This is a genomic window from Salinicoccus kekensis (genome assembly GCF_900220995.1).
Lineage (GTDB): Bacteria > Bacillota > Bacilli > Staphylococcales > Salinicoccaceae > Lacicoccus > Lacicoccus kekensis.
The window spans coordinates 302,685-318,504 of record NZ_OBQF01000002.1 but is presented as its reverse complement, the minus strand read 5'-3'; the positions used below and the strand labels follow the sequence as shown (position 1 = coordinate 318,504).

Below are 15,820 nucleotides of genomic sequence, written 5' to 3'. Positions count from 1 at the left end.
TCTATAATACACAAGGACTGTTAGTGAAGATAGTACTCTAAAAACGTGATTAAATAAGTTTCTAAATAGTTTAAATAATCGAATGAACGTGTAGTAGAATATAAGATATTATATAAATATGTTTCCTACACAAAAGTACTAAAAATCGATATTATCTCAAGGAGTGTTAGCTTGATGAACAATAACCCGAATTGTTTTTCAGAATTAGAGGACATAGTTCCAAAGACTGCATACGGAGAAGCCTTCACTATATACATGGTAGCATATGAAGCTTGGAGAAGAGGTTTAAATGTAAGTTTGGAAAATGTGTACTCAAGTACAGAATATAGAAACCATATACACTATAGAGTATTTGATAATGAAAACGATGAAAGTTTTACTTGGGAGAGACCATTATCAATGCCAAAAAGCACACTCAGAATTATCTCAAGTAAATCAAAGACAAGAAGAATTCTTACTAAAGAAGATGTTCCAACAGTTAAAAGTAAAGTTCTTAATACTACAGACCCCGATCTTATTACTTCTAGATTGGAAGGTTTTCTCTTCCCTTTAAGAATATCATCAATCGATTCGCCTGAACATAATGAAGTAAACTATATAGTGAGTGACTTTCAAGAAATCAAAACAATTATAAAAGAGAAAAAAGAAGAGTTCAAATCTAACAAAATGTTAATAGAGGAATCTTTATCTCATGAGCATTGTCATGCTTATATAGTGAATGGTGAAGTAGTAGGAGCGTATAGAAATGTACCTCTATATATCAAGGGAGACGGTAAAAAATCTGTTAATGAACTTTTAAAAGAGATCAATGAATTATTAAATAAAATTCCCTCTGATAGACAGTTCACAATTCGAATAAATAAAGAGATCGAAGAGATATTAAATCAACAGAATCATTCTCTCAACTCGGTTCTTAAAAAAGGAGAAATTATATTTTTAGACAAAGAGGATGAAAAAAATTTTTCTGTTGATATAACCGATAATTTACCATCTAATTTAAAAAATGATTTAATAAAGGTTATTAGTTTGATACCTAATCTTTCTCAAGGTGAAGTAGAATTTATATATGACGAAGAATATGATAAATATAAAATATATGCTATAAATACTCAAGTAAATTTGAAAAAATATTTATATCCTATAGAAGGATCAGCCAGATTTATCCCTAAAGCAATAATAGATTATTATTTCCCTGAAACCCAAGAGAAATACTTAAGTGATGACACCCCGAAATTTTATTTTGATTATGAAATTATTGAGGATGAAATACAAAACGCTCGATTATCAAAAGCTGTAATACCACAATATCCTTATGAACCAAATTTAGTGGCTAAATTAATAACTTTTACCTCTTCTTATGACGGTATTAAAGAGATAATTAAAAGTAATTTTTTTAAACTCAACATTAATGGTGAATTTAATGTTATAAATGAGAATCAATTTGAACTTATTTTAGCAGGGAACTATCAAGATGTAGCTTATTTTCATGATTTTCTCAAATCACAACCTTATTTTGAGAATATAGAATTTAAAGATCATCATTTTGGGGTTAGAGTGGGATACTCTTTCAATGGATTACCTATACCTAAATCGAATGTTCTAAATACCACTGAGAATCAAAATATTGAAGATCAAGAGATTACTTCCTCACTAAAAACGAATTATAATAATAATAACTTGAGAAAAACACCTAAAACTATAAAAAATATTATAGAAAAAATCAAAAATAAATTTTAGCAAAGATTATATATTTTAGGAGGATTTTAATCAATGGAGAAAACACTTTATCTAGATAGACCCACCGTAGCTATCACAGGCAGCTTCGGTAAAACAACTGCTAAAGAAATCACTGCATCAATACTCTCAGTAAAATATGATATTTATAAATCTAATAATAGTAACACTATTAATGCCGTAAGAAAACATGTAAAAAGAATAACTGATAAACATGAAGCTATAGTATTAGAGATGGCAATGAATATAAAAGGCACGGGTAAAACTAAATGTACAATGATACAGCCGAACATCGGTGTGATCACTTCCGTTGGTCATGCGCATTTTAAACATTTTAATTCTATCTATGAAATTGTGAAATCTAAATCAGAAATGATGAAATATATGGATCCTAAAGGAACACTTTATTTAAATTTTGATGACGAATATTCACAATTTATTGATACACAATATTTTACAGGAGATATCGTTAAATGCGGAGTTTCCTCTGGTGCTGATTATAGAGCCACAGATATTAGGTTCAACAACGATGGCATGGAGTTTTTTGTAAAATTAAAAGGTGTAAAGGAACGGATGTTTGTCCCGGTTCTCGGGGAACACAATGTCATTAATGCACTTTTTGGTATTGCTATAGCTGATAAATTTAATTTTTCAGCAGATGAAATAAGAAAAGGATTAGAAAATGTTGAAGTTCAAAAAGGGAGACTGGCATTGGAGCATCTTGAAGGCAATCGTAAATTGTTAGACGACTCTCATAATGCAAACCCTGCTTCAATGATTGCAGGATTAAAAGTTTTGAACAATTATATAGATGGAGACAAAAAAATTGCTTTATTAGGAGATATGGCAGAACTTGGATCTTTTAACCGTGAAGGTCATGAAAAGGTGGGAACAGCTTTAAAAAAATTTGAATTTGATAAGGTATATTTGTATGGACAAAGTAGTAAATATATATTAAATAAAGCAGTAGAAGTTGGTTTTTCGGAAAATAAACTATTTCACTTTGATAATATAGATCACTTAATAGAAGAGATTGTTAAAGAATTTGAAGAAAACACAACATTAATGGTAAAGGCATCACATGCTACAAATTTTAGCAAAGTAGTTGAGAAAATACTTGATATATATAAAAGAGTAGAGTAAGAACAGCCTTGCATAGGATTGCTTTATATAGAAAAAGAGTTTCTAAAGAAGAAATTAATATAGTTATAAAATTTGAAATGAACGGGGCTGGGACATAAGTCCCTGCCCATAACCAAAAATCCCCGGGTTAAAATGTGAATTTTAATCCGGGGATTTTTATATAAATATAAGACAAAAACAAGGCACAATCTTATAATGTAAGTAACCACACAAACAAAGGAAGAGGCGCCTGATGTAGAAAGATTATAACATGAACCAACTCACAATACCATTGGATATCGAAGTGATGATTCCGGAAGATGACATCGCGGTTGCGGTGAATGAGATGGTGGAGAGCATCCTGGAGGGGCCGTTCAAAGCATTCGAGCATGATCTCGGGGCATCCTCCTACCACCCGAGGATGATGATGAAGATCATCCTGTGCGGGTATGCCCAGTCCCTATGGTCCGGCCGGAAAATCGAAGCCGAGCTCAGCGGCAGCCTGCGCATGATGTGGCTCGCCCAGCACCAGCGCCCCTCTTACCGGCCCATCAACCGGTTCCGGGTGCATCCCGCCATGGCGGCCCTCATCAAAGAGGCATTCATCCAATTCAGGATGCAGCTCCAAGCCCATGATCCGATTGATGCGGATGCGATTTTCATCGACGGCACGAAACTCGCAGCCAATGCCAACAAATATACCTTCGTCTTCAGGAAAAGTGTCGAAAAGCATCAGGAGAAACTGCGGGCCCAGTCCAGGCTGATGTATGATACAATCCATGAACAGATGATCATCCCGGCGCTGCTTGAGGAATCGGAGTCACTGGTCACAGCCGGACACCTGGACACCATGCATCAGGCACTGGAGACGGTGAAGACCGGACTGACGGAGACCATCGATGCGACTGCGGCTGTCGAAGACCGGAAAGCCGTGCGGGCCAAGCGGGCCATCATCCGGAAGACCAAAAGGAAATGTGCCGACCTGCGGGCCCGGGAAGAGAAATACACCGAACAGCTGGCCATTCTGGGCACACGCAACAGCTATTCGAAAACCGACCTGGATGCGACGTTTATGCGGATGAAAGAGAGCCGGACGATCTATCAGCAGAGGCAGATCGATATCGAAATGGTTTTCGACAATTTGAAAGCGAATTTGGCGTTCAAACGATTCTCGGTCCGGGGCGCACGCAAGGTCAAAATTGAAACGGACCTCGCGTTACTCGCCCTGAATCTGCGGAAGTTCCGGCAGGTTCAGGCGGCTCCACCTGCAGGCATATAGAAAAAGCGGCGATCCGTCTGTAAACCCAGATGGATTGCCGCTTTTCTCAGGTGTCGAAGAACTTTATGTCCCAGCCCCGTTTTTTTGAATAGCAACAATACAATCACATTATTTTATAGCAAGCTATACATGCACTAATATTATGTTGAGTAAAATCATTACGTAAAGTGATATCTTTAAATTTATTATAAAAAGCCCCTAATGAAAGAGATTTATTTTGGAAGTGCATGATCGACTCTTCTCGTAATTGCATTTGTAGTTGAAACTGTACTCCTAAAATTATTGCTTTTTTCATTCTTTCAGCCTCTTCTTTATAACCAAAATCTTTTGCGATGATATACGCGTTGCTCAAACCTTCTGTGCGGCAGGCCACCGGAACAGATTTTGGTAAAGTACCAGCCTGAGGAGGATAACCACCTATAAATTCTTCTTCCTCTGTATTAACTTCAGTATATTGAGTATCTATAATGGAATCACTCATCATCAATAGATGTTTAATGTAAATCTCTTTTTTACGTAATCTATATAATCCATTCAAGCCATAAAGAAGCCAATGATCATGGTGTATAGTTGATTTAGTTGCATCTTTATTTTTGCTCAGTATAAGGTAGTCGGCGGCTTTTTCAGCAACATCTAGCCATTCTTCATTGTGATCCAACGTATATAATTTAGTCATGGCAAGTATCGCTTCTCCAATATAAAAATCTGAAACAAAATCAGTGGCCTCACCAGTGCTATAAATTTGTTTATGGACTTTAAAGTTACCAGTATTATCTTGCATTTCCTTAATCCATGTGGCTAAGTCTTGCATAAGAGGAAGATATTTTTTATCTTGAGTAACTTCTGTATAAGATGCTAGAGCTACTATTGCAAGCCCGTTACCTCCAATCTTTACAACGTCCCTTTCCACAATCACTTTCCCTTTTTCATCAACTATTGGTTCTTTGACTTTATTAGTAAGGAATTCAAGAGCTCTCTTAACCTCTATCATTATTTCTTCGTCTTGAGTCAATTCATAGGTTTGGATCATGGAAAATATTGTCCCTGCATGTCGTAGGATATTGTATTTTTTTTCTGCGATATCCTCGGCTGGGTTATAAGTATAGATGAATTTTCCTTTTTTATTAACTACATGTTTGAAATAATTGTCCTTTGTAAGAAGAATTGCTTCATATATATCTTCTTTTTCAATATTTTTAAAAATACGATGACCACGTGTGAGTTCGTAATAATTCTTTCCATCTGTGTAGAAGGTTTCAGTTCTAAACTTTATCGGCGTCCCTAAATTACTAAACGATATATCATTCCATTTTTGTTTTATTGCATTCTGCATATTTTTGACATCTAATTTTCTGTTGGAAACGATATTGTACCCTGTTACTTCAAGAGGGGTGAAAGATTTATGGAGTTCTCTATCGAAAGCAATACCATCTACCCCTTGGTTAAAGAGCAAAGTATCGGTTTCAATGTCAACATTCTCCTTAAAGGGTATTATCCGTGTGACCACATCAAGTTTTAAATGGTCTGGCTTGAATCCCGATGGCTTTTTTGACTTATAAATCTTCAAAGCCTCCTCGAGAGCCTTTACAAAATTCTCAGCTTGAGCCCTCACTACGTATGCTTTATCATTACTTTCATTAAGAGAAAGAAAAACAGTGGATACTCCATTAATTCTGTACTTTTCTTCATTGAAATCTAGAGAGTTGATGTCTAATTTCTCATCAGTGATTATAGCTTTGTATAAATTTTTCATAATGTCTTCCATGTATTTGCATCCTCCAATAGTTGTATAAGCAAAACTGTTTAATTAACCCAGACATATCAAAAAATTAAATTCCAAAACTGTTCATATTCATTTTTTAAATGGTGTCGAAGTTAAATGACTAATAACATCATTAAAGATAAATTCAGAGTAATTATATCATATTAAACAGTCCTAAACTAGATTCAGGAAGTTTACTAATAAGGGGATTTCATCAAACGCCTATTACTTGACTGGATAATAAATACTTAAATGAATAGAATATATATGCCTCAATTTAGTATTAAAATAAAGTAATCTTAAGATGATATAAATAACTCAATATAATAAAGGTACTCGGTATCTTAAAGATTGTCGTGTTGATATGAACACGGCAAGATAGACAATTGTAAAGTGATAGGTCTCTTTTGTAAAAGAAACGAGAAAGTATTGAGATGATGCTAATATGTAGGATCAGAACTTTTTTGAGAAGAGAATAAGATAAAATATCATTAATCCTGTTAAATAGATAACATTTCATCTTTATTTAATTTAAAATAGTTGGTGGAAACAATTTAAAGCAGTAATGGCTTTAATTCTGTAAATAGCAGTATTAAAATGGTTTTTACACTAGTTTGGAAAGTATATATATGCATGTATTGTAGGGCAGAGAGGCATTTTTATATTAGGCGGGCCAATAAAGCATGCGATGTTGCAACAGTTCAAAACCGGCACCCCCATACATCATTCTTTTAACGACGTTCAACTGATTGACATCGTCTTCGACGAATTCATTGCTTTCAGTATAAGTGATGATATTCACTATTGAGTTGAAATTACTGAGCAGTCTTCGAATGAAGTGTTTTGTCAGGGCATCATTGCGTTGTTGTTTATATAGTATGAGTTTAATGAAATGCGCCTCGTCTTTTTTGCAATCATGTCACAAAAGCCGGCAATGAATGCATAGATGGAGACCGTTTCAGGACATGGTTGATGGTGTCAAGCACTTCTGCGTTTGAGAGGGTATTCTGCCAGGGCAAGCAACGGCTGTCCCACTGGCTGTGATACTCAGCGTCCCGGGACATATCTGCCCGCTTTTTCTTTCTGAGTGTGGCAATCAAAACAGTGACCGCACCATAAGCCCTGGTATATCTGAGACGCTGATTCTTCTCATAAAAGAGTTGGAACGGAATGCCCTGCTTCTTCCAATTGAATGAACTGCTAATGATGAGTATTCAAAAGCTTGGTCCCTTTCTTTTTTGATGTGTCAGGCAGTCCCGTTATCTCAAGATAACACTTAAGCATCCTCGGGTTCATGTTGAACGGTTTGGAAAGGCGGGCAACCGAGTACCCCTGTTATAGTATTTTTGAAGTATCTGCGCCTGTGCTCACTTCTTTCGGAGTTTTTCCGCCTGCTAACCCTCTTTGTCTGCAACGGAAGGGATGAGTCTGGACCGGGAGATGGGGAAGCCATTCGAACCGTTTGGTAAACACTTTGGATCCGCAAAAAGGACTGGCACAAAACCATTTACGGATTTTCAAAAAAGATGGACCGGTTTCCTTTAGATAAATAAGTCACTAATGACACGCACCTAGGCACTATACTGTTAATGGGAGATGTGTTGACATTTTGAGCATCTGACTGATTTTGGATCTATGGTAATGGTATAGGTCAATCCATTAGGTGCTTCTGTCGGAGACAAAGTGATTAAACGGAGATCCAAATCTAAGGAATGGGGGTTGCATGATCATCATTCCTTTTTCCTGATAACACACTCCCGTTTTCTCAAAATTAGCGTAAGAACCACTTTCTTGATGCGAAACACACTATGGGTGAATTCCGGTCACTGAGTACAGAAAAGACTTCATCTTCATTAAATATGTATGGAGGGATATTGTGGATATAACATTACTGAAAAGAATATTGGAAGAGCATTTTAATGATGTCGAAATCAATGAGTATGATGAGAAAGGTGCTTCTGTCATTAAAATAGCTGAAGAAGCTGTCAATAATACAGAAAATTTCAGTTATAAAATAGTCAATGACTCGAAGATATTATTCTTCTATAAAGGTATTGAAGCAGGGGGCATAAATGGGCAGAACCTTTTGACCAATAAACGGGAAGGGACGCTCATCGCGAGGGATAAGTTCAAAGCCGAAGAGCACCTGAAAGAGAAGAATATTAAAACCACTTCCTCAATAATATACGACCTCAATCAATTTGAGGATGCAAAGATTGAAATACAAAATCATCAGGGACCATTCGTATTGAAGCCATATAATTTAAGTTCGGGAAAAGGTGTCTCATTGAATGTTGATGCCGACAATATAAAAGAAGCCTGGGAGAAAAGTGTTGATGCATATGGGGGAGACACTACCGGAGCCAGTTTAATAATGCAGCCGCAATTACCGGGCATCGAAGCCAGGTTTTTGGTGATCAATGAAAAGTTCAGTTCGGCGATTTTGAGAGTGCCGACAAATATGGTGGGTGATGGCAAATCGACGATAGAAGAACTGATTAAACAAAAAAATCATTTGAGGGCAAAAAACCCACATCTTAAAAAGTTCATGATTAAGAGTGACGATGAACTGGAAAATTATTTGAAGAAGAGAGACTTATCCCCTGGCTCTGTATTGGAAAATAAAGAGCTGGTTTTCTTCACTGAGGTCTCAAACATTGCGCTTGGAGGAGACACACTGGAAATCAGCCACTTGGTTTCAGATGACTTGAAACATCTTGCCGAAGCGGCCGTAAAAGCTATTCCTGCCTTGAAATCAGCCGGGGTTGATATCATGTTTTCAAGTTTTCAAGATAAAGAAGCATCGGTACTGGAACTCAACCATGCTGCCAACTTGATAATGCATTACTATCCATGGAAAGGACAACCGCAGCAACCGATACATGACTACATTTCAAGTCTTTATGAAGAGATGACCATTAATGATTCATTCAAGAACAAGGGGATCAATCTTTTGAAAAAATTGTTAAGTAAGTAGGAATGTTCATCCGGCGGAGATCTCTGCTTCTTCCATATATAAACAGTGTAAGTAATTTAATAGATAATCCGTATATGGTATAATGCTTTAAGTTCATTTAGAAGAAAATCGACTTCAAATATATAAATCAAGGAAATAAAAACCAGGTGTTGGATGAAGAGGAGATCTTCATCATTAATACAAACATCATTGGCGTGGAGGCTACATAAGATGAGTGATACAAGTTTCAAATGGAGGTGGATGCCTCATCACGAGGGGGCTGTACCGAAAGCAGGGCAGGGTAATAGAATCAGCACCTATACAGTAGCACTGGAGGGATGGCGCAGAGGACTGGATTTAAAGTTTTACGGCCATTATGATGAAGAACAAAACTTTAATGTCCGCTACTCTTTGAGCAATGAAGACAGGACCCATCATTTCCAATTGTCCATGGGTGATGGGGTTACAAAGGAAGCATTCGATATTTGTGATAATAAAGAAATTACCAAACAATATTTGAGGAGTGCCGAAGTCCCTGTGCCCGTCCCTGAGGGGAAGGTGTTTGATGAAACTTACACCGACGAGGACATCCTGGCTTTTGCGAAAACGATGGAGCTTCCGATAGTTTTCAAACCGACAGACGGTAATGCTGGAAACGGTGTATTTGCGAACATAGAATCGCTGGATGAACTGGAAGAAATCATTCCATATGTACGGGAAGAACTGGAATTTAAAGAAGTGATGGTTGAGGACTATATTCCGGGCAGAGAGTACAGGGTTTTTGTAATTGATGATCATGTATTGGGTGCGATGATACGCCGGCCGGCGAGCGTGTTGGGCGATGGTGAAAGCACAATCAAGGAATTGATTCATCAGGCGAATGAGGTCAGGATGACCAATCCGCATTTAACCAGCCGGCTGATTAAAGTGGACAGGGAAATCAGATCGATACTGAAGCGGAAGGGTTTCAAGCTGAGTACAGTCCCAGGGGATGGCGAACGTATATACCTTCGGGAAAAAAGTAATTTGTCCAAAGGTGGGGACGCCATCGATGTGACAGATAAATTGACTGATAATCTAAAAACCATTGCAAGAAACGTCGGCAAAGCAATTCCGGGCCTCAAACATTATGGAGTGGACATGATAGTGGATGAAAAGAATGACACCGGTGTCATTCTGGAAGTGAATACCCGACCGGGATTCGGCGGGCATCTGTTTCCCATGGAAGGGAAGCCGAGAGATGTTGCAAAAGATATTATAGATTTTTACTTTCCTGAAACTAAAGATAAAGGCAGATCGGGGTTATATTTTGATTTCGACAGTGTCTTGGAGCCCATTATAAATGGAACGACTTTATCCGTGGAAATCATCACCATCACTCCGGATCCACTTTATGGAAAGAAACTGATTTTAACCGGTGATGTCAACGTCTCAAGCTTTCATAACTGGATTAAACGTCAGGCGAAACGCAGGAATTTGAATGGTTATGTGCAGAATCAGGATGATGGTAAACTTCTGATAGTGGTTGCAGGAACAGGCCGGGCGGCAGTGGAAGACTTCATAAAAAAGTGTTCCAGTGGAACCGGGGACGTCGATATAAAATCGATTGAAGAAGACGAGTGGCATAAGCCGGTTAAAATGTCCTTTGAAATCAAGAGGCGTAAAACCGATTTAAACCCGGTCCAGCTTGAAAGAGAGATTGAAAAGCTGAATAAGGAAATCGTGAAGTTGAAAGAGAGCAATTCATGGAAAGTGACCAGGCCATTAAGAGCTTTTGGTGAAGTCAAAAAGAAACTTAAAAAATAAATGAATGATTTGGTCTGATATGTATAATTGTAAATAAACGTGATGGATATTATGAAGATGAGTATTCAAGAAGGATTTAGAAAGGCTGTTATCATGGATAATAGTGTGGAGGTTACATTAAATGAGTGAAGTGGAATTTAGATGGATGCCGCATCATGAGGGGGCCGTGCCACCAGCCGGCCAGGGGAAAAGGATCAGTACTTACACAGTTGCACTTGAAGGATGGCGCAGGGGATTAGACTTGAGGTATTACAGTTATTTTGATGAAAATAATCTGCTGAAAGTACGTTATTCATTAAGTGACGGCAAGAAGACACATCACTTCCAATTATCTATGGGTGACGGTGTTACACAGGAAGCGTTCGATATTTGTGACAATAAGGAATTGACAAAGCAGTATTTAAGTAAAGCAGAGACGTCGGTGCCGGTACCGGCAGGTAAAATGTTCGGTGCAGATTCAACTGATGAGGAGATTCTGTCATTCGCAGAAACCATGAATTTTCCGATAGTCTTCAAGCCGACGGATGGCAACGCCGGTAATGGAGTATTTGCAAATATCCAGACGATTGAGGAACTGAAGGACATCATTCCCCATGTCCGCGAAGAGATGGGCTTTAAAGAAGTCATTGTTGAAGATTATATACCTGGACGGGAATTCAGGGTTGTTGTGATCGGCGACAGGGTTCTCGGGGCAATGATCCGCAGACCGGCAAGTATACTTGGAGATGGCAGACATACCATCAAAGAACTGATTCATCAGACGAACGAAATCAGAATGACCAACCCGCATTTAACGAGCAGACTGATAAAAGTGGACAGAGAGATCAGAACAATGCTCAAGAGAAAGGGATATAAATTAAAAACGGTCCCTGCAGATGGTGAACGCGTGTATTTGAGGGAGAAAAGTAATTTATCCAAGGGCGGAGACGCCATTGACGTGACGGATAAGCTGACTGAGAACCTTAAGAATATTGCCAGAAATGTCGGTCCGGCCATACCTGGCCTTCAACATTATGGTGTGGATATGATTGTGGATGAAGAAAATGATACCGGCGTTGTGCTTGAAGTCAATGCCAGACCAGGTTTCGGTGGACATCTGTTCCCGATGGAAGGTACACCGAGGGATTTTGCCAAAGAAGTCATTGATTTCTATTTCCCTGAAACTAAGGATAAAGGCAGATCTTGGTTGTATTTTGATTTTGACAGTGTGCTTGAACCATTAAACAAAAGAACTGCAACGGAAGTTCAAGTAACCCCAATTACGCCTGATCCACTTTATGGCAAGAAATTAATCTTATCAGGGAAGGTGATCGTCCCTGGCTTCCGCAGGTGGGTCAAAGATCAGGCAAAGTACAGGAATTTAAACGGTTTTGTAGAAAATCAGGAAGATGGAACAGTTTTAATTGTTGTGGCAGGGACTGACAAACTTAAGGTCGAAAAATTCATTGAAAAATGTTTTAAGGGCCCTAAAAATGTCGAAGTCACATCAATTGAAGAAGAGGAATGGAATAAGCCGGTCAAGATTTTCTTTGAAATTAAAAACAGGAAGACTGATTTAACTCCATTGCAGTTGGAAAAAGAATTGGAAAGGCTTCAAGCCAGAAATATTGAACTGGAAGCCAGATACCAAAGATTTAAAGCCAGGAAAACATGGAGAATAATGGAACCTTTCAGGAAGGCATATAAAGTGATCAAAAGGGAAAAGTAGCTGCTGCACATTGGCATCGATAAGACTTATTACCACATAGGTGCATCAATCTTTATAAATACAATATATGATGCAGATTTATATCAAGTCTGGGGGATACTGAATGAATACAGAAAATGCTGAATGGCTCAACCACTTGAAGGAAGCTGTACCAACGGAAGGCTACGGCAATAAATTAAGCATGTACCTCATTGCACTGGAAGCATGGAGAAGAGGCATAAAAGTTAACTTCTTCACTATTGATAATCCAGAAAATAAGGTTTTAATCAGATATTCATTGGAGTATGAGGGAAAAAAACATTATTTCGAATCATCTCTTGGTGATAAGCTGTCACCGGAAGCTTTCGATGTCTGTGAGTATAAAGATTTGACCAAGAAATATCTGGCTGATGCCGGCATAAAAGTCCCAAAGGGGAGAGTGTTCAGGACTTCATCAAATGAAGAAGAATATCTTAGTTTTGCCGAATCATTAAATTTTCCAGTAGTCGTAAAACCAGTGGACGGGAATGCCGGAACAGGTGTCTTTTCCAATTTGAACTCAGAAGAAGAACTATTGGATGTCATAAACCATTTAAGGGATGAAATGAATTACAAAAATGTGATAATTGAAGAATTTATCCCCGGGGATGAATTCCGTGTTCTGACAGTAGATGGAAAGTTGACGGGGGCAGTAAATAGAATTCCTGCGAATATTACAGGGAATGGTAAAGACAGCATTAAAACCCTAATCAAAAGAAAAAACAGAACCAAACTGAAAAACCCGTCCTTATCAAAAAAGAGAATAATGATTGATAGAGAAGTGAAGCAGAATATCGAAAAGAATGGCTACACATTGGACAGCGTTCTGGATGCCGGGAAACAACTGTTTTTAAGAAGGAATTCAAACGTCTCAACAGGGGGCGATCCTGTAGAGGTTACTGATGACTTACCTGATAAGTTAAAGGAGATTGCTGAAAAAGCTACTCAAGCTATTCCAGGCTTGACTGTCGCCGGGTTGGATCTCATCGTTAATCCGGAAAATGATGAACCTACAGTCATTGAAGTCAATACTAAACCAGGGATATGGCTGCATGTATATCCGGCTGAAGGAAAACCGAAGGATGTAGTCCGCCCTATAGTTGATTTATATTTTCCTGAAACCAAGGATGTCGAAAGAAGTAATTTATACTTTGATTTTGACTCTAAGATTGAACCATTGGACAATATAACAGTATATGAAGTACAGGTTCATCCATTGAAACATACAGGCATATATCGGACTAAAAAGTTCATCGTTAAACTTGAATATTCGAGTCCAATCTTGACGACAGAGATCAGGCTAGAAGCTTTAAGGCTCGGCATTCATGGATATGTTAAAAAACTTAATCCCACTCAGTATCAGGTTATTGCAGCGGGTGAAAATGATGAAGTATTAATGAAACTCAAGAACTTCATTTCCAGTGAAGTTAAAGGTTTCGGTGTGAGTGACGTTGAAGAGCTGGAGTGGTTTAAGCCGGTGAATACAGGCTTTATCATCGAAAAGGAGTCCATTAAGGAAATATCTGAAAAGCTTAGAAAAAAAGAACGTGAAAATAAGGCACTTCAAAGTAAATATCAGGATACTGAAGAAAATTTATGGGATGAAAAAGAAAAGAACACAAATTATCTGAGCCAACTGGAGTATATACAAAGTCAGCTGAATGAACTGGAAGAGGAAAAAGAGGCTTTAACTATAAAGGTTGGAGAGAGTGAAAGAGCCCGTATAAGTTCAGAAAACTCACTGTCAACAAAAATACAAAATTTGGAAACAGAATATGCCACCCTTTGGAAGAAATATAAGAATACTGTAAATAGTAAATCTTGGAGAATAACTAAACCTTTAAGAAAGCATAATATTTTGAATAAAAAAGGAATATCATCGAGAAAAAGTAAAAAACTCAAATAAAAATACCTTCTTTGGCAAGAACTATTGTCAAAGAAGGTATTTTATTTATCAGATTCAGTAGTATCATGATGTTTTTTGTAATATACTATTCACATTATCTGGGAAATGTAAGCGCTTGTGATAGAAAGATTGTACTATTATAATATTTTTTTAGCTTGTGTGATAAATACTGGGGGAAATCAAAATGAAAAATCAAGAACAGGAAAGTAAGGATTACAGCCAACTGAGTATGAACACAAAATCGATCGCTTTCAAACGATGTAAAGAGAAGGGCGTATTGAGTGACATTGATGAAAGTTTCATAGGCGAAGTACAACAGTATTGGGAAAAACACTATGGTAAGAAAATTGATCCCACTCTTCATGTCGCTCTGATGAATCTTACCGGTGATAAAACTCCAGAACTTTTACCCAATCAAATAATGAGACGTGAAATTCTCCCTTTTTTAAATGATTATGATATGACCCCCGGTTATATTGATAAAAATCTCTATGATGTTTTCATCAATCCGCCAAGATCTGCTGAAACTGCCATAAAGAATGTGAGCGGTCAATATTATGATGCGTACAACAACAGTATCGATAAGGATCGAGCAGAAGAGATTTTTAAAGAAGCTGATGATTATCTCATTGTCAAACCAAGCCGAAAGAATAACGGAAAAATGATTAAAAAACTGGATGCCAGAGGAGACAAGTTGTTTCTTAATGGAAAGCCCATCGATCTTAAAAGATTGGAGAAATTATATAGGGAAAATTTTATCGTACAAAAAGCGATCAGGCAACATGAAATTATGGCCAGACCGCATCCGTCCTCGGTCAACACGCTCAGGATGTATACAATGAGGTGGAATAATGAAATCGTATATATATCTTCATTGGCCAGATATGGTGTCAACAATGATGTGAAAGATAATATGGGAGCCGGTGGTCTGTGTCTCGGTATCAAGGATACAGGTGAATTTTTTGATATTGCACTGGATGACCGGATGCAGACTTACACCCACCACCCCACGACAGGAGTGTGTTTTGGCGACTTGGATCCTCTAAGGAATTTTGAAGAGATAAAACAGTTTGCAAGGGATTGTCATAGAAATATACTCCATATAAATTATATTTCGTGGGATATAGCGATACGTGAAGATGGCAAACCGGTCTTTATAGAGGCAAACTTCACGGGTCCGCTCTGGATTGGGCAGCTTATCACCCGTAAGCCTGCTTTGGGGAATCATACAGAGGAAATACTTCAGTATGTGAAGGAGAAGATGCAAAAAACACAGCCAAAACTGATGCGCAAAGATAGGAAAAGAGAAGCAAATATGAAAATCAAAAGCCTTGAGGAGGAAAATATGAAGTTACGCATTCGTCTGGAAGAGAAGGAAGCAGAAATCATAAGAATGAAGCTCAGTAAAAGATGGCAGTACGCCTCAAAACTACAATCTGCAGTACCTTCTTTCATTAAGAAGAATAAATCGAAAGTCAAAAAGACGGAACCGAAATGAATCGGTTTCGTCTTGGGAGAATATAAATTTT

The 15,820-nt window shown here is 37.8% G+C and carries 9 protein-coding genes; 8 read left to right on the top strand and 1 reads right to left on the bottom strand.

The window, feature by feature from the left end; translation table 11 throughout:
• The first annotated feature begins 174 nt into the window (after window positions 1-174).
• The 3 genes from CRN96_RS06300 (at window position 175) to CRN96_RS06290 (ending at window position 4,135) form a co-directional block, all read left to right on the top strand.
• Complete coding sequence (locus CRN96_RS06300) at window positions 175-1,737, top strand: hypothetical protein (protein ID WP_097040254.1); 1,563 nt, start codon at window positions 175-177, stop codon at window positions 1,735-1,737.
• A 33-nt stretch (window positions 1,738-1,770) separates the two neighbouring features.
• The gene (locus CRN96_RS06295; RefSeq protein WP_097040252.1) at window positions 1,771-2,877 is read left to right on the top strand and encodes a UDP-N-acetylmuramoyl-tripeptide--D-alanyl-D-alanine ligase; all 1,107 of its coding nucleotides are present in this window, start codon (window positions 1,771-1,773) and stop codon (window positions 2,875-2,877) included.
• Window positions 2,878-3,127: 250 nt separating this feature from the next.
• A complete protein-coding gene (locus CRN96_RS06290; RefSeq protein ID WP_097040250.1) occupies window positions 3,128-4,135 on the top strand; it encodes a transposase in 1,008 nt (335 codons plus the stop codon).
• A 103-nt stretch (window positions 4,136-4,238) separates the two neighbouring features.
• Here the strand turns inward: CRN96_RS06290 and CRN96_RS06285 are convergent, their stop codons facing one another.
• A complete protein-coding gene (locus CRN96_RS06285; protein ID WP_097040248.1) occupies window positions 4,239-5,900 on the bottom strand; it encodes a beta-L-arabinofuranosidase domain-containing protein in 1,662 nt (553 codons plus the stop codon).
• A 1,873-nt stretch (window positions 5,901-7,773) separates the two neighbouring features.
• On the opposite strand from CRN96_RS06285, the gene CRN96_RS06280 reads away from it, so the two are divergent.
• The 5 genes from CRN96_RS06280 (at window position 7,774) to CRN96_RS06260 (ending at window position 15,789) form a co-directional block, all read left to right on the top strand.
• Window positions 7,774-8,874: an ATP-grasp domain-containing protein gene (locus CRN96_RS06280; protein WP_097040246.1), complete on the top strand. Its 1,101-nt coding sequence runs from the start codon at window positions 7,774-7,776 to the stop codon at window positions 8,872-8,874.
• A 210-nt stretch (window positions 8,875-9,084) separates the two neighbouring features.
• A complete protein-coding gene (locus tag CRN96_RS06275) occupies window positions 9,085-10,659 on the top strand; it encodes an acylphosphatase (protein WP_179647131.1) in 1,575 nt (524 codons plus the stop codon).
• Between the two features lie 121 nt (window positions 10,660-10,780).
• On the top strand, window positions 10,781-12,367 hold the full coding sequence (locus CRN96_RS06270) for an acylphosphatase (RefSeq protein WP_097040243.1): 1,587 nt from the start codon (window positions 10,781-10,783) through the stop codon (window positions 12,365-12,367).
• Window positions 12,368-12,470: 103 nt separating this feature from the next.
• A complete protein-coding gene (locus tag CRN96_RS06265) occupies window positions 12,471-14,291 on the top strand; it encodes an ATP-grasp domain-containing protein (protein ID WP_097040241.1) in 1,821 nt (606 codons plus the stop codon).
• Between the two features lie 184 nt (window positions 14,292-14,475).
• Window positions 14,476-15,789 carry a sugar-transfer associated ATP-grasp domain-containing protein gene (locus CRN96_RS06260; protein WP_097040238.1) on the top strand — a complete coding sequence of 438 codons (1,314 nt, stop codon included), beginning with the start codon at window positions 14,476-14,478 and terminating at the stop codon, window positions 15,787-15,789.
• Window positions 15,790-15,820: the final 31 nt, after the last annotated feature.

Coding starts and splice junctions, on each gene's coding strand:
- CRN96_RS06300 (WP_097040254.1), top strand. CDS start 175: ATGAACAATAACCCGAATTGTTTTTCAGAATTAGAGGACATAGTTCCA.
- CRN96_RS06295 (WP_097040252.1), top strand. CDS start 1,771: ATGGAGAAAACACTTTATCTAGATAGACCCACCGTAGCTATCACAGGC.
- CRN96_RS06290 (WP_097040250.1), top strand. CDS start 3,128: ATGAACCAACTCACAATACCATTGGATATCGAAGTGATGATTCCGGAA.
- CRN96_RS06285 (WP_097040248.1), bottom strand. CDS start 5,900: ATGGAAGACATTATGAAAAATTTATACAAAGCTATAATCACTGATGAG.
- CRN96_RS06275 (WP_179647131.1), top strand. CDS start 9,085: ATGAGTGATACAAGTTTCAAATGGAGGTGGATGCCTCATCACGAGGGG.
- CRN96_RS06270 (WP_097040243.1), top strand. CDS start 10,781: ATGAGTGAAGTGGAATTTAGATGGATGCCGCATCATGAGGGGGCCGTG.
- CRN96_RS06265 (WP_097040241.1), top strand. CDS start 12,471: ATGAATACAGAAAATGCTGAATGGCTCAACCACTTGAAGGAAGCTGTA.
- CRN96_RS06260 (WP_097040238.1), top strand. CDS start 14,476: ATGAAAAATCAAGAACAGGAAAGTAAGGATTACAGCCAACTGAGTATG.